We start from the raw sequence: 23,056 nt of genomic DNA on the forward strand, positions 1-23,056 counted from the left end.
TTCCTTCTTGTCAACTCTTTTTTCGCTTTTTTCTCAGGTTTGTAGGGGTGCATAATTTAATTCTATTATTTACCGACATTTTGTACACTATTATTACACCATCCACAAAAAAAGCGCCGTTTCAGCCGAAACAGCGCCTTGATTTTATATATTGTTGCAGACTACATAGTCCAGCACCCTGCCGTACAGGTCTGAAGGGTTCTCTACCATCTTCCTCTGCATATGCTGCGCCTGCTCCAGATCGGGCGCGAAGAGCGAAAGCTCCATCAGCACTACCCCGCTGTCATGCACTATGCACTTCACTACGCAGCCCTTGTCCGTTTCCTCTATTTCCGTCTTTACGCTCTGCTCGTTCTTTATTTTTGCGAACAGGCGCAGTCCCGAGGCGAGTATGCGGTCGCGCACGCTTTTGGGCACAAGCCGCTTGAAGCTCTCTGCTCCCGCTCTGCCTTTCTCTGAGAGCACATAGTACTCCGCGCCGTCGCGTTCTTCGCATAGTATCGTCCCCGATTCCAGCATCTCTTTCACCGCTTGAGTATAGAGAAAATAGTCCACTATCCCCTCCCCCGTCGCGATCTCCATAAGCTGCAAAGGTGTGCAGTCCTGCTCTGTCTGGTTCAGAAAATACGCCAGCAGCAGCTTTACCTCGTACACCTCACGCGGATTAAGCACATCGGGATTTATATCAGGATACTGATACATTTCACCGCTCCTCTCAATATACCTTTACACATCAATTCTTATAGCCCCCGCTTCCGCTCAGGCTTCGTCCTTTTCGTCGCCGGCATCGGGGGTGATCAAAAATTTGGATACTGCAACATATGGTTCAGCAGCGCTATGTTCACCGCCGCCTCTACGCATGGTACAGCTCTGGGCACTACGCAGGGGTCGTGCCTGCCCTTTATCTCTATCGTTTCGTTGGTGCGGTTCTTCATGTCGATGGTCTGCTGCGGCTGGGCTATCGAGGGCGTAGGCTTGAATGCCACCCTCAGCGTTATAGGCATGCCCGTAGATATTCCGCCCAGTATTCCGCCCGCAAAGTTCGAGCGCGTTACCACATGGCCCTTGTCGTCAACGTAAAATTCGTCGTTGTTCTCACTGCCCAGCATCTTGCTTGCGTTAAAGCCCGCGCCGAATTCAAGACCCTTTACCGCAGGTATGCCGAATATCAGCTGCGCTATGCTGTTCTCTAATCCGTCGAATATAGGAGAACCGATGCCCGCTGGCACGTTCACGGCTATGCACTCTACCACGCCGCCTACGCTGTCCATCGACATTCTAGCCTTTTCTATATCGCGCTTCATGCGCTTGCCCTTTTCGTCGTTTATAACGGGGAATGCTTTTTCGCGTATGCGCATGATGTCCTCGCGCGAGGTAACTACCGAGTCAAACGAATCGTCCTTTATTTTGTGTATCTCGGCGATGTGCGCGCCTACATAAATGCCGCGCTTTTCAAGTATCTGTCCGCATACCGCGCCCGCAAAGCAAAGCGGCGCTGTAAGTCTGCCCGAGAAATGTCCGCCGCCACGAACGTCGTTGAATCCGCGGTATCTCAGCGCGCCAGTATAGTCGGCATGGCCGGGGCGCACGAGGGTGTCCAGCTTCGACTTCATATAGTCCTGCGAATGCTGGTCGGTATTCTGTATAAACGCGCAGAGCGGCGTGCCGGTAGTTTTGCCGTTCAGAAAGCCAGACATTATCTGCGGCAGGTCTTTCTCGCGGCGCTGAGTAGAGGTCGCGTCCTTCTTAGGTGCGCGGCGCGCCATGAATTGCAGCAGCTTATCCATATCTATCGATTCTCCGGGCGGCACGTTGTCCATTACCACGCCGATAGCGGGGCCGTGGCTCTCGCCGAATACGGAAAATGAAATATTATTGCTCCATGTTGATGCCATTGTCAAATTCCTCCTTATACGCCCTCAGCAGCCCGCCGCGAACGTACATTATATAAAACGCCCTAGCTAGGGTGTCATATTCTCTCTATATCCGCGCCGAGCGATTCGTACACCTCAAAGAAATCGGGGTACGATTTGCTGACGCACTGCGCGCCCAGTATAGTTATCGGCGCATCGCTGCGGGTAGCCGCCATCGCCATAGCCATAGGTATGCGGTGGTCGTTAAAGTCGGGCACTATGCCGCCTGTAAGCCTGCTCACGCCATCTATTATCAGCCCGTCCTCGCGCTCGGTGACCTTTCCGCCCACGGCGTTCAGGCTGCGGGTTATCGCCGCCAGTCGGTCGCACTCTTTTATGCGCAGGCGCGCGGCGTTGGTGATATACGACGTGCCCTCGCAAAAGCTCGCGAGCACCGCCAATATCGGCACAAGGTCAGGTATGTCTGAGCAGTCGGCGGTAAAGGGCGCAAGCTTGCCGTTTTCGCGGCGGCAGCCCTCTATTATCCGCACTATCTCTTTATCGCCCTGAAATGAATTTTCGTTCAGCCCGCCTATCTCGATGTCAGAGCCGAGCGCTTTCGCAACGTAGAAAAACGCCGCCTGCGAATAATCGCCCTCTACCGCTCCGCTGAAAGGCTCGTACTGCTGACCGCCTTTCACAAAATAGCCGTTTTCCGCAGTCTGCACCTCGCAGCCGTAGTCTTTCAGCGTGCCGATGGTTATGTCGACATACGGCTTCGACTCCAGATGCGAAGTCAAGATTATCTCGCTGTCGCCATCCAGCATAGGCAGCGCCAACAGCAGACCTGTTATGAACTGCGAGGATATTCCCCCGCTGATGTAAAATTTACCGCCCGTAAGCTTGCCGCTTACAGAAAAAGGCATAGTGTTGTTGTAGTCGAAAGTCACCCCGTGCTTCGGGAACTCCTCCAAATAGGGTGTTATCGGGCGCTCGGGCAGTCTGCCGCTGCCGATGAACGTGGTATCTACGCCCAGTGCGCACGCCACAGGTATCAGAAAGCGCAGCGTAGAGCCGCTCTCGCAGCAGTCAAGCGTCGCCTTTTCCGGCAGCTTTTCTATGCCCTTTATCACCGCGGTGCTGCCGCTGAGCTTCACCTGCGCGCCCAGCGCTTCAAGGCAGCCGAGGGTCGCTAGTATGTCCTTTGAGGGGTATACCTTTTCGATGACCGACTCGCCCTTTGCGAGCGCCGCCGCCGTCATCATTCTGTGCGCCACGCTCTTTGAGGGGGGCACTGTTACCGCGCCCGAAAGCAGATTCGGCGTTATTTTTATATCCATATATTTACTCCAAATGCTTTTACATTTCGTCTAAAACAGCCGCTATCTCTTCCTCGGCTATCGGCTTTGCGTACACGTTCTCGCCGAACTGCATTACTTCGCCGATCTCCTTTTGGAAAACAAAGCGCAGCTTGCCGTTTCTGACCTTTTTATCGGTGTAAAGCTTTTTCACAAGCTCGGCGCGGTTGATGTAATCGGGTATCCCTACCGGCAGTCTTGCCGCCTTGTAAAGATCTATCACGCGCTGCATATTCTCCTGCGAGATGTAGCCCAGCTTGTTGCCGAGGCGCACCTGCGCCGCCATGCCTATCGCGACAGCTTCGCCGTGAAGCAGTCTGTAACCGCTGAGCGTTTCTATCGCCCTGCCGACGGTGTGGCCGAGATTGAGCGTTTCGCGCAGACCAGATTCACGTTCGTCAAGCATAACTACTTTATACTTCACTGCGCAGTTGTGCTCGGCTATGTATTCGCAGGCGGCTCTATCGCCCGCAAAGATCTTGTCCACGTTCTTTTCCAGATATTCAAAAAGCTCAAGGTCGCCGAGGCAGCCGTGCTTTATGGTTTCGCTAAGGCCGCTCGCCACCTGCTCGATGGGCAGAGTTTTCCATGCGTCAATGTCTATATACACCTTTTTAGGCTGGTTGAAAATACCTATCAGATTTGTCGCTAGGGGGGTATCTACCGCCGTTTTTCCGCCGACGGAAGCGTCAGCCGCCGCAAGCAGAGTGGTAGCGTAATTTGCAAAAGGCACTCCCCTGCCGTATGTGCCCGCCACAAAGCCCGCGAGGTCGGTAACTACACCGCCGCCCACCGCGAGCACCGCGCAGTCGCGCCTAAAGCCCGCCGCGAGCATAGAGTCCTCAACGAACTCTTTCATCTCGCGCGTTTTGCTCTCTTCGCCCGCGGGTATCGTGAAAAGTTTGGCTTCAAAGCCCGCGTTTTCCAGCCGCGCGCGTATGCCCTCGGCGTAAAGGTCGAGAACGTTTGAATCGGTGACAACGGCTATCCTGCGCACACTGCCGAAAAGCCCGTTTTCGATGTCGCCCACGCATTTATCCTGAAGCGCGCCGCTGATCTCTATATCATAAGAATCGTCAACTACTCTTTTTAGCTCAACGTTAAATTTCATATTGCCGTTCCTTTCATCATAAATTGACACACATTTATTATACACTATTTTCGGCGCGATTTCAAGTATTTTTTATAAATTCCGATATTATTTGTCGGAATTTAAGACCGATCTTCGCGCTGCTGTTTCAGCCGCTCGTGTTCCTCGCGTTCGCGCTTTGAGAACACACATCCGCAGTAATCCTGCCGATAAAGCGAATACACCGCTGAAAGCTCTATCGAGCGCTTGTATCCGCCGCGCTTTTTGAGGTCGCAGGGCAGGTTTTTCACGCCGCAGATACCGCTCAGTTCCGCCGCTATCTCGTTCAGTTTGGCGGCGTTTTTGTAAGGCGAGATGGAAAGCGTAGTCGTGAAGTAGTCGAAGCCCAATTTTTTGGCAAGATACGCAGTCTTTTCCAATCGCTGGCGATAGCAGGCAAAACAGCGTTCGCCGCCCTCAGGGATATTTTCCAGACCTTTCACCGCCGCGTAAAAATCCTGCGGCTTATACTCGCCCTCTATGAAGCTGACGGGATTTTTCACCGGAAGCTGCGAGATGAGCCGTTTCTGCTCGGCAACGCGCTTGCGAAACTCCTCTTCGGGCGAGATGTTCGGGTTGTAGTAAAAAATCGTTATTGAAAAATACTGCGTAAGATATTCCAGCGTGTACGAAGAACATGGCGCACAGCAGCTATGCAGCAAAAGCGTAGGCGTTTCGCCCGCCGGTATGCTTTTTATCAGCTTGTCAAGTTCCAGCTGATAATTTATTTTACTGTCCATTTTTCAGACCTCTTTCGGTATAGTGTACATTTTTTTGGATAGATTATAAACTAACGAATGTAAAAAGGGAGTGCATATTTTTTGAAACAAACTCACATTTTTAAAGACCCGCCAGGCGTTATCGCCTCAGCCGCTGTCGGCGGAAAAATGGAGGGCGAAGGGCCTATGGGCGAATATTTCGATAAGATAAACGACGACCCCTATATGTCAGCCGATACCTTTGAAAAGGGCGAAAGCAAGCTGCAAAAGCAGGCGCTGCTGCATATGCTCGAAAAAGCGGGGCTGAAGGAAGCCGAGATAGACCTGCTTTTCGGCGGCGACCTGCTGAACCAGTGCTCGGGCACGACATACGGCATACGCGAATTCGGCATACCCTTCCTCGGGCTGTACGGCGCTTGCTCGACTATGGCAGAGGGGCTGCTGATGGCTTCGGCATTCACGGCGGCGGGGTACGCAAAGCGCGCGGCGGCGGTGACCTCTTCGCACTTTTGCTCGGCGGAAAGGCAGTACCGCTACCCTCTTAACTACGGCGGACAGCGCCCGCCTACCGCCCAGTGGACGGCTACCGCGGGCGGAGCACTATGTGTTTCCGCCGAGGGCAGGTCGCCCTACGTTCGTGGATTTACCGTCGGCAAGATAGAGGATCTCGGCGTTACCGACGCGAGCAACATGGGCGCGGCTATGGCGCCCGCAGCGTGGTCGACTATCTCGGCGTTTTTCAAAGACACGGGCAAGTCGCCCGCCGATTTCGACATAGTGCTAACGGGCGACCTCGGAAAAGTAGGCAGCCGTCTGCTCTGCGAACTTGCCGAGCGCGATGGTCACAACCTGCGCAACGTTCACAAAGACTGCGGAACGATGCTCTACTCATTCGACGAGCAGGACGTTCACGCGGGCGGAAGCGGCTGCGGCTGCTGCGCGGGCGTGCTCTGCGGGTATATTCTTCCCCGCATACGCACCGGCGAGTTTCAAAACGTGCTTTTTGCCGCAACAGGCGCGCTGATGTCGCCGACCCTCAATCAGCAGGGCGAGAGCATACCCTCTATCTCGCACGCCGTTTGGCTCTCGCACCGCCGCGGCTGTCCGAAAAATTAGTTTACGGAGGATATGACATGGAATATTTATGGGCATTTTTAGCAGGCGGCTGCATCTGCGCGGTGGGGCAGCTTCTTATAGACCTCACGAAGCTCACGCCCGCGCGAATACTGACGAGCTACGTCGTGGCAGGCGTGCTGCTCGGCGCGGTCGGGATATATAAGCCTTTCGCCGAAAAAGCGGGGGCGGGGGCAGCAGTACCGCTCACGGGCTTCGGCAATTTGATAGCTGAGGGCGTAAAAAAAGCGGTGGACGAGCAGGGTGCGCTCGGCATACTGACAGGCTCGCTGACGACGGGCGCTGCGGGCATAACCGCCGCGCTCGTGCTGGGTCTACTGGCTTCGCTCTTTGCGAAAAGCTCGGCAAGAAGCTAATATTGCAAAAAAGGCGGATACTCTCCGCCTTTAAGGCAATACCGCACAACTATTGTGTGCAGATTGCGTCATCAGATTTTTCGTCAGATTGCCTAAAGCCGACGACGCTTAACTCGCGTTAAGCTAGGAGGTTTTGGGTGATATGACGGAAAATATGCAAGCAAGATGTGCACAAAGCCGCTAGGCGGTAGTTGTGCGGTGTTGCCTTAATTATTCTTCAAAAATAGAGTCTGCCGCGGGGATATATTCCTGCGCAACGTCCTCGATATTTCCGGCGTCGCAAAGCGCGGCTATCTCGGGTATCATGGGTATCTTGCCCAGCACCTCGATACCGTTTTCTGCCGCTATCTCGTCGATATGGCTCTCGCCGAACACCTTTATCTGCTTGCCGCAGTCGGGACATTTAACATAGCTCATATTTTCGACGATGCCGAGCACGGGTATGCGCATGAGCTTCGCCATATTCAGCGCCTTGGCGACTATCATCGAAACAAGCTCCTGCGGCGAGGTCACAACAATTATGCCCTCTATCGGAAGCTGCTGGAAGACCGTCAGCGGCACATCGCCCGTTCCGGGAGGCATATCTACGAACATATAGTCAACGTCGCCCCAAATAACGTCCGTCCAAAACTGGGTGACTGCTCCCGCGATGACGGGGCCGCGCCAAATAACGGGGTCAGTTTCATTATCTGTAAGCAGATTCAGCGACATCACCGAAACGCCACCCTTGCTCTTGCATGGAAAAAGCGCGTTTTCCGTAGCCTGCGCCCTGCCGTTTATGCCGAAAACTTTCGGTATAGAAGGGCCTGTAATATCGGCGTCGAGCACGGCTGCTTTAAATCCGCGGCGCTGAGCGTTCACCGCCATCAGCGAGGTAACGAGGGATTTTCCGACGCCGCCTTTGCCGCTTACCACGGCGATAACTTTCTTTATATGAGAACCTTCGTGCGGTCTGGCGATCTCAGGGCCGTGCGCCTCGCCGCATTTCTGACTGCATGAACTGCAGTCGTGAGTACATTCGCTCATTTTTATCCGTTCCTTTCAAAATTAGATTAAGTTTATTATAACACGTTTTGCGGCAATAGTCAACCGTGCGCACAAAAAAGTCCCCCGCCCGAAAGCGGAGGACCTTATGTTATTTAACTAAACAGTTGATTTTAGGATCAAGCCAGCTCAGCGAAATACTTGATGGTTCTAACCATCTGGCTGGTGTAGCTGTTCTCGTTGTCGTACCAGGAAACTACCTGTACTTCATAGAGATCGTCAGCGATCTTGGAAACCATGGTCTGAGTAGCGTCGAACAGCGAACCGTATCTCATGCCGATAACGTCGGAAGAAACGATAGGATCGGTGTTGTAGCCGAAGGACTCAGAAGCAGCAGCCTTCATAGCAGCGTTGATTCCGTCAACGGTAACGTCAGCACCCTTTACAACAGCGGTAAGGATGGTGGTAGAACCGGTAGGAACAGGAACTCTCTGAGCGGAGCCGATGAGCTTGCCGTTCAGCTCAGGGATAACGAGGCCGATAGCCTTAGCAGCGCCGGTGGAGTTAGGAACGATGTTAGCAGCACCTGCTCTAGCTCTTCTCAGGTCGCCCTTTCTGTGAGGACCGTCGAGGATCATCTGGTCGCCGGTGTAAGCATGGATAGTGCTCATGATACCGCTCTGGATAGGAGCATAATCGTTAAGAGCCTTAGCCATAGGAGCGAGGCAGTTGGTGGTGCAGGAAGCAGCCGAGATGATGGTGTCATCAGCGGTAAGAGTGCCCTCATTTACAGAGTAAACGATGGTCTTGAGGTCATTGCCTGCGGGAGCAGAGATAACAACCTTCTTAGCGCCTGCGTCGATGTGAGCCTGGCTCTTAGCCTTAGAGGTGTAGAAACCGGTGCACTCGAGAACTACGTCTACGCCGATCTCGCCCCAAGGAAGCTCAGCAGCGTTAGCCTTAGCATAGATGGTAAGGGTCTTGCCGTCTACGGTGATGGTGCCTGCTTCGTCGTCAGCAGATACGGTGTGAAGATTCTCACCGATCTTGCCGCAGTAACCGCCCTGAGCGGTATCGTACTTGAGAAGATCTGCAAGCATCGAAGGCTTGGTAAGATCGTTGATAGCTACAACTTCGTAGCCCTCTGCACCAAACATCTGTCTGAATGCAAGACGGCCTATACGGCCGAAACCATTGATAGCAACTTTAACTGACATAGAAATTTTACCTCCTAAAATTATTGTTCAGTCTTTCGGCGCCGCGAAGTACATCGCAGGCAACCTATGGTTTTATTATACTACACCTTGAGATTTTTTGCAAGTGTTTTTTAAAAAATATTGTGATTTTTTCATAAACAATTATAAAATCGGCGTAAAATTAACCTTTTGTTCATATACGTTATCATATCGAGTAGTTTTTCCGCAGATACCTCAGCATATCGTTCGGCGAAAGTGCAAGCTGCGCGCCGTCCTCCAGCAGCGCCGTCTGACCTTTAAAAGAGGGGCTGAAAATGTCGTGCGGCGGCAGTACGAAAAGCTCTTTGCCCTGATCTGCGGCGTGCCCCGCGCTGTTTAGCGAACCGCTCCGCTCGCCCGCCTCCGCGACCAGCACGCAGTCCGCCAGACCCGTTATCAGACGGTTGCGAACCTTGAAATTCTCCGCCAGCGGCGAAGAGGTCGGCAGGTATTCCGAAATGACCGCGCCCCGCTGCGCTATCTCAGCCTTACGCCGCATAGTTCCGCGCGGGTAATCGTGCAAAATGCCGCAGCCCAGCACCGCAACAGTGCTGCCCTCTACCGCGAGCGCGCCCTCGTGCGCCGCCGTGTCGATGCCCCTCGCGAATCCGCTGACCACGCACACTCCGCGCGCAGCCAATTCTGACGAAAACCAGCCCGCCGCCTTTGCCGAATACTCGCAGCAGTCGCGCGCGCCGACCACCGCCGCCGTAGGCGTATCGTTCAGCACGCTTACATCGCCCAATACGAACAGCAGTGCGGGCGGATCGTCGATCTCGCGCAGACGTTCGGGGTAATCATCGTCCGAAAGCGTGACAACCGAAATATTATGCCGCTCGCAGCACTCGAATATCATGTCAAGCTGATCGCTTGTCACTCTTTTGAACGCCCGAACGTGCGGCTCGTTTTGCAAAGTTGAGCTGCTTGACAGCATTTCAAAACTTTCAAGGGGGTAATCGGGGTCGATAAACCGCCACATCTTGCTGTTTGAAGCACCGAATGCGCACACCAGCCGCAGCCAGTCCCTTTTAGAAAGCTGCATTTTCAGACCTCCAAAAGCTTGGCGATAGTCCGAGCCAGCCGCGCCATCGGCAGACCCACGACGTTGTTATAATCGCCCGTGATCTTCTCGACCAGCAGTCCGCCGAGCCCTTGTATGCCGTAAGCGCCCGCCTTGTCCATCGGCTCGCCCGTCGCGATGTACGCGCGAAGCTGCTCGTCGTCGGCGGGATAAAAAGTCACCGCGGTTTTCTCTGTAAAGCTTTTGACCTTGCCGGCAATACTTACGCACACTCCGCTGCACACCCAGCTTTGCGCGCCTTGCAGACTTTTCAACATTCTCAGCGCGTCGGCTTCGTCGCGCGGTTTGCCCATCAGTTCGCCTTCGGGACTTATCACCACCGTGTCACAGCCTATCACAACGGCATTGCCGTCAAGCTTTTCGGCTATACACATACATTTACGCCGCGCTATCATCTCAGCGGCTTCAAACGCGCCGCTGCCCTCCGCGCTCTCGTCGATGTCGGCGGGAATGATCTCAAAATCATCGGTCAGCAGCTTCATCAGCTCACGGCGGCGGGGCGAAGCGGATGCAAGCACCACACGTCTGCCGTCAAGCATATTCCATACATTTACAGACATTCTATCCTCCCAAAAAAAGGGACTGCCTTTTGAGCAGTCCGCGTGATCATCTTTCCAATTTCTTGCCGCAGCTTGGACAAAAATCCGAGCCGCTCATGTCGTGGAATCCGCAGTTTGTACAAAAAACACCCGTGCGTATCTCTTCCTGCGGCGCACTTTCCGTCTGCGGACGCGCAAAAGCGCTCATGTCCTGCTTTGCAGTATTGGGTACAGGCTGAGGCTCGGGCTGTGGCTGCGCGCTCTGCACATTCTGATACTGCGAGTTCGGCTGCTGATACGCCTGCTGGAAATTCTGCTACGCGGGGTCGTTGCGAGTACCGCAGTTCGGGCAGAAAACCGAGTTTTGCGGCAACTCCATACCGCAGTTCACGCAGTGGCGTATGCCCTTTACCGCCTGTAACTGCGCGGCGAGCTGCTCGTTGCGCGCTATGTAGGCGTCTATCTGCGCGGCGATCTTAAGCGCTTCAGGGTCTTTTATCTCGTTTATAAGGCGTGATTTTACATAAAGTCCAAGATTTTTCATCAGCTTGTCGATCTCCGCGCTGTTTGCCGAGATCTCGCCGTTTATCCTGGCAGTTTCAGTCATTTTCTTCGTCTGCGCAGATACCTTATTTGCGCCGCTTGATATTTTTCTGCCGATCTCATCTATAAATGCCATATATATCTTCCTTTCGATCTTTACGGCTGCGAAGAGTTCTCCTCGGGCGCTTGTTCCGCGCTGCTTTCGGTGCTCTGCTCAGGCTCGGGCGTGTCGGCAGGTATGCCCCTCTGCACTGCCTTTGCGTTCTCGTCTGAGAGCGCCAGCGAGGTGTTGAGGTAATAGTGCCGCAATATCTGGTCGTAAGTCCAGCCGTGCTTCGCGTACAGGCAAGCCCCCCACTGCGACATTCCTACGCCGTGGCCCCAACCGAACGAGTTGAACAAAAACTCACCGTTGTCATAGCTTACGGTAAATGCCTGCGATTTGAGGTCGAATATCTCCTGCATCGTGCGCGCCGTGATGGTCTTTTGCCCGTCGATATTGACATAGCCTATGTACTTCCCGCTGTAAACGTCCTCCATCGAGAACCAGTTTTTCACATTATCTGAAAGCGTCAGCCCAAGCTTTTCCTGCAAGATCGAGCGCACTTCGTCTTCCGTAAATTTATATTCCAGCCCGTAATTCGGGTCTTCGTTGTCATATTCGCTCACTACCGCCCGCAGATACGGGTAGTATACTTCCCATATGCGCTCGCTTTCGATGGAATAGCCGGCGGTCGAAGCCGAATACACAGCGTTTATGATCTCGCCGTCGTAATAAACAGCCTGCCCCTCTACTGCCGAAACGCATTTTTCTATTTTTTCCGGATAATTCTGTTTCAGACCCACGGTGGGCACTCTGTCAATAGAGTCATTGAACCGCAGATACGAATACGCCGCTACAACCTGCGCCTTTATGGCGTTCTCGTCCCAATCGCTGCCTATCTCGCTGTAGACAGCCTGACACAGCAGCTCGTGCGCATTAAGCGTCACCTGATTGCCCGAGATGATGTCATCTACTGTATAGTATTCGTCCTTTACACTTCGCGTGTCGGTAAAATTCAGCGCATCGGGGTGCGGGTCGTAGATAGTCGTGGTGTCAAGTTCGTAAACTGCGTCAAATTTATTTTCCGCGTCCTTTTCCGCCTGCGACTTTTTCTTATCGATCTTTAGCAGCATTCTGTAATCTTCCAGCTTTGCCTTTTTATACTTGCGGGCTTTGGGGAGCTGGAGAGCCGTAACGGTGCGCGCCGACATATTTTCCGCGTACTCAACGGCTGATACAAGCTTCTGCACGCCCTGCGGAGAAGTCTGAGCCGCCGCAGTTTCCTGCGCGTAAACGGGCGCGGCATGAGTGATATTCGGAGTATTTTGTGTAAAAACAAAAGCGCCGTACCCTGCGATAGCGCCTGCGCCGATCACAAACGAGCTTATCTGCGCCGTTATTCTTTTCGCAATGACCTTCATGTTTTATCCTCATCTGGTCTGGCGGCGCAAATATTGCTATTTTCAGCCGCTGTTTTTATTATATCATAAAATGCCAAAAAGTCAAGGTAAAAAACTTTCTGCCCTGACTTTTCGTTATTCTTCACAAATCCTGCCAAATCGAAGTATGCAACTCCAACAAGGCAAGGTACTTACTTGAAGTATCTCTGACCGTCCACTTCGAGGCAGAAGGTAAGAGTTTCAAACCACGCCGCGGTAGAGCCGCTGCAGTACTGCGGTGCGTAGTAGTAGATAGCGCCGTTGGAATTATCCTCTCCGCCGAGGGCGCGTCTTGCGCACTCTATAGTGTTTTCGGAAGGCGTATTATATCCGTTGTAGTAATTATAAATAGCCGTAAACTGGTCTGCCTGAGTGAGCACGCCCGAGATGCTGTCGGGAAAAGCGCTCGACTTTACACGGTTGATGATAACGTTCGCTACGGCTATCTTGCTCTCTTCCGAGCAGTCGCCGACCTCGCCCTGAAGCACATAGCAGAGCATATCGAACTCATCGTCGGTGTACGAAATAACATCGGCGGCGGGCGTTTCGGGCTTGCTTTCATCAGCGTATCTCTTCATGCAGTAGCCGGTCTTGCCGTCAGCCTTTATCCTGTACCAATCTGAGGTATAGCCTGTAACGGTGATCTCGGTATTCTCAGAGAGTATCGTGATTATATCATCGTCAAGCGTAGGACCTTTACGCATATTCACCTTGTCGTTGGTGTACATGGTAACAGCCGCGCAGGGTTTTACTTCCTCAGCCGCAGGTGCTTCCTGCTTCTCAGCCTCAGTAGTTACCTGCTCGGTAACGGCGGTAGCAGCCGCAGTGGTAACTGCCTCGGTCTTTGCCGATGTATTTTCGGTAGTCTTAGCCGTCTTTTCAGCGGTCTTTGCCGACTTGGCAGCAGTCTTGCTCTTAGCGGTCTCGGTAGCCTTTACCGTTTCGATAACGAGGTCGTACTCCTCTATGCCAGCCTTTTTCCAAGTTTCTGCAGCCTGCGAAACGCTTGTCTGCGTTTCCTCAGCAGAAGATGTGTCTGCCGCCGATACAGTCTTTACCGCAGCCGTGCCCTTAACGCTATCCGCCTTAGGTATGCTGCTGCCGCCGATAAATGCGTAAACGCCTACCACGCCTACCGCAAGTATCGCGAGAGCGCCTGCGCCAAGCACTGAGCCTGCGCGGCGTACTAAAGTAACTGCGTCGGAAGCGTCTTCATTCTTATTGACCGCTTCAAACTTTCTGAACTTCATCAAAATCACATTGCCTTTCCGGCAGCTTTGCGCCGCCTATCTCTGCTCAAAAAATTCGGGAAATACTATGCAGAGATGTTCGCCTTGCGGACAGTTTTTTTAATAGCTCCAGCCGAGATATTTCTTCGAGTTGCCCCAGACATTCCGCCATACCTGAGGGAAGTAAATATCCTTATCTTTTTTCTCTTTATAGGAGGCGAGTATCGCTTCCTTATCGTCGTCCTTATCAAGTTTTTTCGCAACTATTACCCAGCGCATATTCGCAACTTCGTTCGAGCAGGTCGAAAGGGTGATGTAGTCATCATCGGGGTCGCACTGTATGTCGCAGGAATACCAAGAAGATTTTTCGACGTTATCGATCCATGTTTCAAACTTGTAATCCTGATCGTCGAAATTTCTGTATCTCCAGTAATCGAAGAGGTGGCCGTTATCCTGAGATTCGTTTACCGCCGCCACAAAGCAGCTGAAAATAACGTACTCCTCGTTGGTATCGTAAATAGTGTTGAACTCGATTATCGGGTATTTCTTGAGCATTTTTACGCCGCTCTTGTACTCCGCCAGATGCGTGAACGAAGTGCCGAGCTTTCTCATGTGGTGACCGTATATCGTGATGTTATCGGCCTGTCCGTTTTTATCTATCGGCACTACATAATCGGCGTAAATGCTGCCCGATTCGTAAGGCTGGTTGTCGATATTGTGGGTAAGGTAATAATCGTTATCGCTGTGCTGGAGCACGGGATAATTTATGTATTCCTTTCCCTCAGAGTTAGTAAAGCCGGGTATCTTTATCCAGCCGACTACCTCCTTGTTGCGTTTCAGCAGCTTTTTCGCCCAAGCCTGCACCTTGCGCTGCTTAGCTTCGGGGCTGCTGTTCTCGCCGTCGTCCGCCTTTACCTGGTCGAAATTTATATCGTCAGTAAAATCAGGCTCCAGCGACTGTATCTGCGCGGTGTATTCCAGCGTGTCCTTATCCGTTTCAAGGAAGTCGGTAAGCTGGTTCACTGACGAGCAGAACAAAGCTATCGAGCCGATGAAGATCACCTTGCGGACGACCTCCGCGGCGTGGTCCCCTTTCCAGGGAATAAAATATTTAAAAAATCTGACAAAGAAATTTGTGTTGTCATTTTCTTTGTCGATATGGAGCGTTTCATTCGCCATAGACATTTTGCCGATCAATCCTTTCTCTTCTCTATCGCGCCGCCGTCGCTCAGCAGCATCTCTGACAGCATTTGCAGCATACGCGCTACCGTCAGTCTGCGGATCTCTCTTCTGTCTAACTTTTCATATCCGTTTTCATTGTAGAGCATCAGATCCCGCGTCACCTCGTTATGCGGGCCGCGTACCGAAACGTACACCGTACCGACAGGCTTTTCAGCCGTGCCGCCCGAAGGCCCTGCGATACCCGTGACCGCCGCAGCGTAATCTGTTTCAAATACCCTAGCCGCGCCCGCGCTCATCTCCCGCGCAGTTTCGGCAGAGTAAACTGTGTACCGCCGCAAAGTTTCGGGCGATACGCCCAGCAGCTTTACCTTAATCTCTTCGGTATAAGTCACCGCGCCGCCGTGAAAGACGTTTGAAGCGCCCGGCACTGCGGTAACAGCCGCCGCGAACAGCCCGCCCGTGCAGCTTTCAGCCGCAGACAGGGTAAGCCTGTGCTCTGTCATATATTTTACAACATTCTCCGCCAGACTGTCAATAGTTTCTGTAACCAATTTGTTATCTTCGTGAATTTCCATAAACCTATCCCCCGTCTTTATAGCCACTTTGCACATAGATTTTCACATTAAATCATGTAATTTATGAATTTGATAATATCTTTTAACATATAACTTTTCCGTGTGAAAGGCAATAAGTTACGGAAAAGTAACCTGTCAAATCCATCATCGCGCGATTTTCAGAGCGTCGCCGAAAAGCCGTTTCAGCCTTTATTTTCCCGAATTTGCGACCCATATCGACCGTTTTCGAGCGGTGCTTGAAGTACAAATAAACGTACTCAAAAGTTACAGCGCGTAACCGGATTAACCGTATCGTAACCCTTTTAACTGTACGAATTTTGAAACAGTTACAAACCTGTATGCGTCTGTAAAGCGAGCCGCTTGACATTGCACATATTTGTTAATTCTGTTTATCTCATACATTGTAAATATCTTGCTGGCTATATCTGTAATAAATTATGCTGTAAAGTATCAGAGGTTTACAGTGCGTTCTCCGCAGCGGATAAGCTTGAATTTGGTGTTTTCCACCGCTTCAGCTATCATCGGCTCGAAATCGAATTGGTTCTGACCGTCGATAACGTCCTGAAGAACGGGGCGAGTGCGGGGGTGCTTAGGCGTGAAGACCGTGCAGCAGTCCTCGTACGGCAGTATCGAGGTGTCGAAAGTGTCGATCTTGCGGGCTATCTCGACTATCTCAGATTTATCCATTCCGATGCAGGGACGGAACACGGGCATACGGCAGGCGGCGTCGGTGCAGACTATCGCGCCCATCGTCTGGCTCGCGACCTGTCCGAGGCTCTCACCCGTGATAAGGCATGAGCAGTTTTCGCGTTCGCAGATGCGCTGAGCGATCTCCATCATCAGTCGGCGCATGATTATCGTGAAAAGCTCCTCGGGGCAGTTATCGCGAATGGCGACCTGAATGTCGGTGAATGGCACGCAGTGGAACGCGATGTCGCCGCAGTATTCCGAGATCTCTTCCGCCAGCTTTTCGACTTTAAGGCGCGCACGCTCGGAGGTGTAAGGCGGTGCTTCAAAGTGTATCGCCTGTATCTGCATACCGCGCTTCGCGAGCATATATCCCGCAACGGGCGAGTCGATACCGCCGGAGAGGAGAAGCATTCCCCTGCCGCTCGTGCCGATGGGCAGTCCGCCCGCTCCGTCGAACTTCATCGCGTTGACGAAAGCGTGCTTTTCGCGTATCTCGACGAAAACGGTAACGTCAGGCTCGTGCACATCTACCGAGAGGTGCGGGAATTTTTCGAGTATAACGTGCCCCAGTTCGGCGCATATCTCGGGCGATTTGTGCGGGAATTTTTTGTCGGCGCGCTTGGCTTCGACCTTGAAAGTCTGCGCGTCCTCAAGCGCGTCGGCGAGGTAGTCGAGCGTGTCGCCGAGGATAGCCTCCATAGTTTTGTCGACTTCGAGCGCCTTGTACATCTTCACGATGCCGAAAATCTTGCCAACAGCTTCCAGCACCTCGTCCATGTCGATGCTATCCTCCAGCGGCGAGATGTAAAGCGTTGACTGCGAACGCCAGTAATCGAACTTTCCAAAACGGCGCAGACGGCGCTTGACGTTTTTCACGAGGGTGCTTTCAAACGAAGATTTGTTAAGACCTTTCAGCGCGATCTCGCCGTATTTGCATAAGATGATCTCTTTCAAAATTTTCAGATCCTTTCATGTAGTTTTTTATCGAAATTGGTCGCTTATATATTATAAATAGTATAAAACATTTGTTCCGCTTATTTTACGCTCAAAAGAGTAGACTGCGCCGCCTTTAGAGCGTCAATCAGCTCGTCTATCTGCGCGGTGGTGTTCTCGGCGCAAAAGCTTATGCGCAAGGTAGAATCTGCCGCTCGGTCGGGCACACCGTATTCGGAAAGAACGGAGCTTTTTTTGCCCTTTGAGCAAGCCGAGCCGCTTGAAACATAGATCTCGCGTTCCTCCAGAAAATGGAGCATTATTTCTGACCGCAGACCGTCAACGTAAATGCTGTTGACATAAGGCGAACCGTCCGCACGCGAATTTAAGTGCAGACCCTCAGTCTGTTCGATCCTTTCACGCAGATAGTCAGAGAGTGACCGGACATATGTTGATCTACTGTCCATATTTTTGTACAGTTTATCGACCGCCGCACCAAACGCCGCGATTAGCGGTACAGACTCAGTTCCCGAACGGAAGCCGCGCTCCTGTCCGCCGCCGTAGACCAGCCCGCGAATGTGCACGCCTTTCCTGATATACAGCGCGCCGATACCCTTTAAAGCGTGGACTTTATGACCGCTTATCGAGATCATGTCAGCGCCGAGATCTTTAGCTTTGAATGGCAGTTTTAGGTAACCCTGCACCATATCGCAGTGGGTCAGCACGCGCGGAAAGCGCTTTTTTATCTGTCGAAACGCCCTGCCGATCGGCAAAATATCGCCCGTTTCGTTGTTGCAAAGCATACAGCTGACCAGACAAGTATTGTCATCGACAGCGGAAATTATATCCTCCGCGGCAAACGTGCCATCACGCGGCGAAATACGCACGATCTCGTAGCCCTCGCTCTCGAGCACCTTCATCGGCTCAGCGATCGCGGGATGCTCGACGGTGGTCGTGACAATGCGCTTCTTTCGTTTGCCTAGCGAGTAAGCTGCTCCAAAAACCGCAGTGTTGTCCGCCTCGGTCGCGCCAGACGTGAAAAAGATCTCGTTTTCGCTCACCCCAAGCGAAGCTGCAACGCTCTTGCGCGCCGCCGAAACGATCTGCGAAGCGTTCAGCCCAAGCTTATGCAGCGAGGACGGATTGCCAAAATTCTCTATTGCATTGACCGCGGCGGCAGCAGCGCAGGGCAGCGGCTGAGTTGTCGCGGCGTTATCAAAATAGACCATAAAAACATCTCCTAAACTCTTATCTTTTTATTATAACATATTTTGCGAAAAAAAGCAATTAAGCGCGTATTAAATTTGCTGAAAAGGGCAAAATAGTGTCATAAAATATTTTGGTACAATATTTTGTACAGCTGTTATTGTACAGTTATTTACCCTCTTTATTTTTACAGCAAAAACTATCTTAAAGGAGTATAAATATATGAAGCTTGGAAGAAGAGCCATGATACGGCTCGTAAGCCTGACCGCAGCAGCGATCACAGCGCTCAGCGCCAGAAATATCATCCTAATGCGTGAGAACAGAAACAAGGATATTCTTATCAGCAACGGCTATGTGCGCGCTTTGGAAGATCTCTCAGCGGCGGCGGACAACATAAGCAGCACGCTTGAAAAGCAGCTTTACGCCGGCACACCCGAACAGCGATCGAAGCTTGCAGACAAGCTTTTTAATGAAGCATCCTCCGCAAAATCAGCAATGCTCCAACTTCCCGTGCAGGAATTATCGCTTGAAAACACATACAAATTTCTTTCGCAGGTCGGCAACTATGCGCAGTCAATAGCGAAAAAATCAGCGGCAGGCGAAGAAATCTCAGAAGATGAATATAATAATTTGAAATCGCTCAGGAAATACGCTGAAACGCTTTCGTCAGATCTGTGGTCGCTGGAAAAGTCGGTTTCAAGTGGGGAAATAAATATAACTGATATTTCAAATCATGATAATCCCAACTATATCGAAGTCACCGAGGGCTTCACGGAATTTGAAGAAAGCTTTGAATCATATCCGCGTCTGATATACGATGGTCCGTTCTCCGACCACATCATGGAGAAAGAACCACAAATGTTAAAAAGCAAGAATAAAGTCAGCAAATCAAAGGCTTTAGAGCGCGCATCAATGACGTTGAACGTTTCTGCAAACGACCTTACAAACGTTACCGAGCGCGGCGGCGATCTTCCCGCATGGATATTCTCCGACAGTGAGAACGGCGTGTCATGCGCTGTAACAAAGCAAGGGGGAGTGGTTTCATATTTTATAAAATCGCGTCAGCCTGAAAATGTGTCGCTTTCCATGAAAGAAGCTGTCAAAAATGCTGAGGAGTATATTGCTAACTCGTCATACGATAATATGAAAGTGACGTATTACGAAAAGCAGGACAATGTTGTTACCGTAAATTTCGCGTATTACATCGACGGGATCACCTGCTACACCGACCTTATCAAAGTTTCCGTTGCATTGGACAACGGCGAGATACTCGGTTTTGAAGCGAGCGGATATATCGTAAATCATCAGAAAAGAGCTTTCCCCGACGAGGAGTTTTCTATTCGCGACTGCCGTGAAAAGCTCTCGCCCATGCTGAAATGTATCGGTGAAAATCGTGCGCTGATACCGTCCGCCGGCGGCAGCGAAGTCTACTGCTATGAGTACAAGTGCACATCTGAGGGCGGCAGAAACGTGCTCGTCTACTTCAACGCGCAGACGGGCGTTGAGGAGCAGATCTTGATATTATTAGAAAATGAAAGTGGAACATTGACGATATAAATTGGAGGTATTTTTATGAGTACAAATTTTAGCACAAGTGAAACCAGACTGAATTTAATGCGTGCGTTCGCCGGAGAGAGCCAAGCGCGCAGCCGTTACACCCTCGCGCAGGAAAAAGCGCTGCAGCAGGGGCAGTACGTCCTCTCGGCGCTCTTCAAATTCACTGCCGATCAGGAAAAGGCTCACGCAAAAGTTTTTTACGAGCACCTTTCCGAGCTTTCGGGCAGCACGATCAAGGTCGATGGCGGCTATCCTGTTGACATTTCTAGCCGGTTATGTGATCTTTTGAAGATGGCGGCGCACAACGAAGATCAAGAGGCAGACGATGTTTACCCTGCATTTGCCGAAACAGCGCGCGCCGAGGGCTTCGCCAAGGTCGCGCAGGACTTTGAAAACATCGCGCAGATCGAGCGTTCGCACTCGGCGCGATTCAAAAAATTTCACGACCTCTGCACCTCGGGCAGGCTTTTTTCCTCAGACAAGCCCGAGCGCTGGGTCTGCATGAACTGCGGATTTATCCTCGAAAGCGAGCAGGCACCGCAGAAATGTCCCGTCTGCGGGGTCGATCAGGGCTACTATATCCGCCTCGAGATGGCAGCGTGGGGACTTTGACCGAAGAAAGCGGGCGGCCTTTCAGCCGTCCGCTACATATGCAATATAAAAATATGAAATCAATATTCGTACTTGCTGCCGCCGATAAACTCGCGCACCATGCTGCTTTCGCTAATCTCTTCCGCCTTTACGCTGTCGAGGTCTTTTATCGCGTTTTCCATCGGAGAAAAGCGCAAAAAGCTGTCATAGCTGTATTTCAGCGAGTCTATATCCCCCGCCAAATAATTTTTATAAACGCTCGCTTCATAACCAAGAAACGTATCCAGCTCTAAATTAGCCAAATGTTTATACGGCGCTATATAAAGATTTTCACCTTGCTGAACGCTGTCATACATATCCAGCGTTTCCGCAGGCGTGCGGTTTCGGAAATTTCTGTCGCGGATAATTCGCCGCATCAAACGTATCATCTGAGGGTGCAGCAGTTCACCGTTCGCAAGCTGTATTCGCGTGCGCACGCTGACGTACAGGCGGTTCGAGATGTCCTCGTATCCCGTCACTTCGGGGTTCAGCGCGTGTATTCCCTCAAAAAGTATCATCTCGCCGCGCTTGCGCTTGAGCTTTTTGCCCTGCACGCGCTGCTGGTTCGGAAAGTCAAATGCAGGTATATCTACCTCTTCATACCGCGCAAGGCGGTGCATATGCTCCTGCAAAAGAGCGATGTCGATGCGGTACGGCGACTCGTAATCCACCTTCTCGCCGTCAGCAAGTTCCGGCATTTTCTCCTTTGGCAGGAAATAATCGTCCATCGAGATCGTGTGCGTTTCTACCCCCATGTTATCTAGATAGGCTTCGATTTTCAGCGCCGTTGTAGTCTTTCCCGAGCCGGAGGGGCCCGAAAGCAGTATAAGCGGGCGCTCGTGCCGCATTTTCGCGATCTTTTCCGCAGCGTGTTTGCAGCTGTTCTCGTATTCCGCGTCGCAGGCGGCGATAAACTCCCCCTCCCCGTTCTCGATCTGCTTATTTATCTCGCTGAAATGTATTATCTTCATTCCATTTTCTCCTCAAAAAGGGTATTATTTCTGCTCCCACTTCGCGCAGAGGTTGTTGAGCGTGTCCGTCATCGCCGCAAGCTCCTTGTTTGTCAGACCCGACGACATCTTCACCAGCTGCTGAAGTCGGTCGGCGGCGGCTTTCAGACGTATGTAAGGCGTGCTCTCGCGCTCGGTGTGAACGGCGGGCATCGGCTTCGCGTTTACAAAATCTCCGGTCAGCAGGTCAAGCTCCGCGCCGCTGTACGGGCAATGCGAATCAAGCCCGAAATCGTCGTGCAAATGCGCCGTGTAGCTCTCCGCCGACTCCGCTTCGCCGTGAATTACGAATACTTGCGGCTTATCAAGAACGCTGATCCAGCGGTCTAATCCCGCCTTGTCAGCGTGTCCGCTCATGCCGGGCAGCACAAGTATCTTCGCCGCGACGTTTATATCTTCGCCGAAAAGCTTCACGTTCTTCGCGCCTTCGACCAATTTTCTGCCCAGCGTGCCGACTGCCTGATAGCCGACGAACAGTACCGTGCACTCGCTGCGCCAAAGGTTGTGTTTCAAATGGTGCTTTATTCTGCCCGCTTCGCACATTCCGCTGGCGGATATTATAACTTTAGGCGTTTTGTTGAAGTTTATCGCGCGCGATTCGTCCGAAGTTACCGCGATGTTCAGACCTTTGAACGAGATCGGGTTCACGCCCTTGCGCACAAATCCCACCGCTTCCTCATCGTAACATGAGTCCTCGTTGCGGTTGAAAACAGCCGTCGCCTCTATCGCGAGTGGCGAGTCTACATACACGGGGAAATCGGGGAAACTCTTCACCAGCCCCGCCTGTTTGATTTGGCGGAAATAGTAAAGCAGCTCCTGCGTTCTGCCGACCGCAAAAGACGGTATCACCACGTTGCCGCCGCGCGCGAAAGTTTCGTCGATGACCTTTGCGAGCGCCGTCGGGTAATCGGCCGGCTTTTCATGAAATCGGTTGCCGTAGGTAGATTCCATAACGGCATAATCGGCGTGCGAAAAATACTGCGGGTCGCGGATAAGCGGGATATCCGTGTTGCCGATGTCGCCTGAAAAGATTATAGTCCGCGTCTGCCCCTCTTCTGTCAGCGTTACCTCTATGCCCGAAGAGCCTAGCAGATGCCCCGCGTCACGGAAAAGCGCGCTTATGCCCTCGCCAAGCTTCACAGGCTGCTCATATTCGTGCGGACAAAGCGCGCGTATCACAAGCTCGGCGTCGCTCATCGTGTAAAGCGGCTCTACCTCCTGCTTGCCCTTTCGCTTGCCCTTACGGCTGCGCCATTCGGCTTCAAATTCCTGTATATGCGCCGAGTCGCGAAGCATTATCGAGCATAGGTTCGCCGTAGCGCTCTGGCAATGTATCTGCCCCTTGAAACCGCCCGCGCAGAGCAGCGGCAGCAGCCCCGAATGGTCGATGTGCGCGTGTGTGAGCAGCACAAAATCTATCTCGCCGGGCGCGCACGGCACTTTCACATTGTCGAAAGCGTTCAAGCCCTGCTCCATGCCGAAATCTACCAAAAATCTCTTTCCGCAAGCCTCTATGTATGTGCAGCTTCCCGTAACCTCGTGCGTCGCGCCGATAAACATTACTTTCATGAAATTTCACATCTCCTTTGCATCAAACGATCTCCGCGCAAGCTGTGCGTATCGTCCTAAAT

Annotated in this window: 24 protein-coding genes; 4 read left to right on the top strand and 20 right to left on the bottom strand. The window is 52.1% G+C overall.

Going from position 1 to position 23,056, the window contains the following annotated elements; translation table 11 throughout:
* Positions 1-144: 144 nt before the first annotated feature.
* From LI114_RS11015 to LI114_RS11035, 5 genes are all read right to left on the bottom strand, one after another.
* Positions 145-702: a DUF4364 family protein gene (locus LI114_RS11015; RefSeq protein ID WP_022126674.1), complete on the bottom strand. Its 558-nt coding sequence runs from the start codon at positions 700-702 to the stop codon at positions 145-147.
* 95 nt (positions 703-797) lie between these two features.
* Entirely contained in the window at positions 798-1,895 is a 1,098-nt protein-coding gene (gene aroC / locus LI114_RS11020; RefSeq protein WP_022126673.1) for a chorismate synthase, read from the bottom strand.
* 74 nt (positions 1,896-1,969) lie between these two features.
* Positions 1,970-3,193: a 3-phosphoshikimate 1-carboxyvinyltransferase gene (gene aroA / locus LI114_RS11025; RefSeq protein WP_227220690.1), complete on the bottom strand. Its 1,224-nt coding sequence runs from the start codon at positions 3,191-3,193 to the stop codon at positions 1,970-1,972.
* 19 nt (positions 3,194-3,212) lie between these two features.
* Positions 3,213-4,322 (bottom strand): 3-dehydroquinate synthase, encoded by a 1,110-nt coding sequence (gene aroB, locus LI114_RS11030; protein ID WP_227220692.1) that lies wholly within the window; start codon positions 4,320-4,322, stop codon positions 3,213-3,215.
* 101 nt (positions 4,323-4,423) lie between these two features.
* Positions 4,424-5,080, bottom strand: coding sequence for an epoxyqueuosine reductase QueH (locus tag LI114_RS11035; RefSeq protein ID WP_227220693.1), 657 nt, complete (start codon positions 5,078-5,080; stop codon positions 4,424-4,426).
* A gap of 81 nt (positions 5,081-5,161) precedes the next feature.
* Between LI114_RS11035 and spoVAD the strand changes: the two genes are divergently transcribed.
* Together spoVAD and LI114_RS11045 are read left to right on the top strand one after the other, a co-directional pair.
* Positions 5,162-6,175: a stage V sporulation protein AD gene (gene spoVAD, locus LI114_RS11040; protein ID WP_227220694.1), complete on the top strand. Its 1,014-nt coding sequence runs from the start codon at positions 5,162-5,164 to the stop codon at positions 6,173-6,175.
* Between the two features lie 17 nt (positions 6,176-6,192).
* Positions 6,193-6,549: a SpoVA/SpoVAEb family sporulation membrane protein gene (locus LI114_RS11045; RefSeq protein ID WP_227220696.1), complete on the top strand. Its 357-nt coding sequence runs from the start codon at positions 6,193-6,195 to the stop codon at positions 6,547-6,549.
* A 210-nt stretch (positions 6,550-6,759) separates the two neighbouring features.
* On the opposite strand, the gene LI114_RS11050 is transcribed toward LI114_RS11045, so the two are convergent.
* From LI114_RS11050 to LI114_RS11110, 13 genes are all read right to left on the bottom strand, one after another.
* Positions 6,760-7,575, bottom strand: coding sequence for an Mrp/NBP35 family ATP-binding protein (locus LI114_RS11050; RefSeq protein WP_022126595.1), 816 nt, complete (start codon positions 7,573-7,575; stop codon positions 6,760-6,762).
* Between the two features lie 137 nt (positions 7,576-7,712).
* Positions 7,713-8,750, bottom strand: coding sequence for a type I glyceraldehyde-3-phosphate dehydrogenase (gene gap, locus LI114_RS11055; RefSeq protein ID WP_022128447.1), 1,038 nt, complete (start codon positions 8,748-8,750; stop codon positions 7,713-7,715).
* Between the two features lie 184 nt (positions 8,751-8,934).
* Positions 8,935-9,810, bottom strand: coding sequence for a DNA-processing protein DprA (gene dprA, locus LI114_RS11060; RefSeq protein WP_227220697.1), 876 nt, complete (start codon positions 9,808-9,810; stop codon positions 8,935-8,937).
* A 2-nt stretch (positions 9,811-9,812) separates the two neighbouring features.
* Positions 9,813-10,409, bottom strand: a complete 597-nt coding sequence (locus LI114_RS11065; protein ID WP_227220698.1) for a Maf family protein — start codon at positions 10,407-10,409, stop codon at positions 9,813-9,815.
* Positions 10,410-10,455: 46 nt separating this feature from the next.
* Positions 10,456-10,656 (bottom strand): hypothetical protein, encoded by a 201-nt coding sequence (locus LI114_RS11070; RefSeq protein WP_227220699.1) that lies wholly within the window; start codon positions 10,654-10,656, stop codon positions 10,456-10,458.
* A 48-nt stretch (positions 10,657-10,704) separates the two neighbouring features.
* Positions 10,705-11,067 carry a zinc ribbon domain-containing protein gene (locus tag LI114_RS11075; RefSeq protein ID WP_227220700.1) on the bottom strand — a complete coding sequence of 121 codons (363 nt, stop codon included), beginning with the start codon at positions 11,065-11,067 and terminating at the stop codon, positions 10,705-10,707.
* Between the two features lie 20 nt (positions 11,068-11,087).
* On the bottom strand, positions 11,088-12,395 hold the full coding sequence (locus tag LI114_RS11080) for a SpoIID/LytB domain-containing protein (protein WP_227220701.1): 1,308 nt from the start codon (positions 12,393-12,395) through the stop codon (positions 11,088-11,090).
* A complete protein-coding gene (locus LI114_RS11085; RefSeq protein WP_227220702.1) occupies positions 12,392-12,532 on the bottom strand; it encodes a hypothetical protein in 141 nt (46 codons plus the stop codon). The genes LI114_RS11080 and LI114_RS11085 overlap by 4 nt, the downstream gene beginning before the upstream one ends.
* A gap of 33 nt (positions 12,533-12,565) precedes the next feature.
* Positions 12,566-13,663 carry a cell wall hydrolase gene (locus tag LI114_RS11090; RefSeq protein WP_227220703.1) on the bottom strand — a complete coding sequence of 366 codons (1,098 nt, stop codon included), beginning with the start codon at positions 13,661-13,663 and terminating at the stop codon, positions 12,566-12,568.
* A 99-nt stretch (positions 13,664-13,762) separates the two neighbouring features.
* Positions 13,763-14,827 (bottom strand): class B sortase, encoded by a 1,065-nt coding sequence (locus LI114_RS11095; RefSeq protein ID WP_022128442.1) that lies wholly within the window; start codon positions 14,825-14,827, stop codon positions 13,763-13,765.
* Between the two features lie 8 nt (positions 14,828-14,835).
* Complete coding sequence (locus LI114_RS11100; RefSeq protein WP_227220704.1) at positions 14,836-15,399, bottom strand: CinA family protein; 564 nt, start codon at positions 15,397-15,399, stop codon at positions 14,836-14,838.
* A 450-nt stretch (positions 15,400-15,849) separates the two neighbouring features.
* On the bottom strand, positions 15,850-17,043 hold the full coding sequence (gene thiI, locus LI114_RS11105; RefSeq protein ID WP_227220705.1) for a tRNA uracil 4-sulfurtransferase ThiI: 1,194 nt from the start codon (positions 17,041-17,043) through the stop codon (positions 15,850-15,852).
* Between the two features lie 80 nt (positions 17,044-17,123).
* Positions 17,124-18,251 carry a cysteine desulfurase family protein gene (locus LI114_RS11110; RefSeq protein ID WP_227220706.1) on the bottom strand — a complete coding sequence of 376 codons (1,128 nt, stop codon included), beginning with the start codon at positions 18,249-18,251 and terminating at the stop codon, positions 17,124-17,126.
* A gap of 199 nt (positions 18,252-18,450) precedes the next feature.
* On the opposite strand from LI114_RS11110, the gene ypeB reads away from it, so the two are divergent.
* Together ypeB and LI114_RS11120 are read left to right on the top strand one after the other, a co-directional pair.
* Positions 18,451-19,785 (top strand): germination protein YpeB, encoded by a 1,335-nt coding sequence (gene ypeB, locus LI114_RS11115; protein WP_227220708.1) that lies wholly within the window; start codon positions 18,451-18,453, stop codon positions 19,783-19,785.
* Between the two features lie 15 nt (positions 19,786-19,800).
* Entirely contained in the window at positions 19,801-20,397 is a 597-nt protein-coding gene (locus LI114_RS11120) for a rubrerythrin family protein (protein ID WP_227220709.1), read from the top strand.
* A gap of 59 nt (positions 20,398-20,456) precedes the next feature.
* Here the strand turns inward: LI114_RS11120 and LI114_RS11125 are convergent, their stop codons facing one another.
* Positions 20,457-21,386, bottom strand: a complete 930-nt coding sequence (locus tag LI114_RS11125) for a uridine kinase (protein WP_227220710.1) — start codon at positions 21,384-21,386, stop codon at positions 20,457-20,459.
* A 24-nt stretch (positions 21,387-21,410) separates the two neighbouring features.
* Positions 21,411-22,994 carry an MBL fold metallo-hydrolase RNA specificity domain-containing protein gene (locus tag LI114_RS11130; protein WP_227220711.1) on the bottom strand — a complete coding sequence of 528 codons (1,584 nt, stop codon included), beginning with the start codon at positions 22,992-22,994 and terminating at the stop codon, positions 21,411-21,413.
* Between the last annotated feature and the right edge of the window lie 62 nt (positions 22,995-23,056).

It is taken from the genome of Ruminococcus sp. 210702-SL.1.03, from assembly GCF_020559915.1.
GTDB lineage: Bacteria > Bacillota > Clostridia > Oscillospirales > Ruminococcaceae > YE71.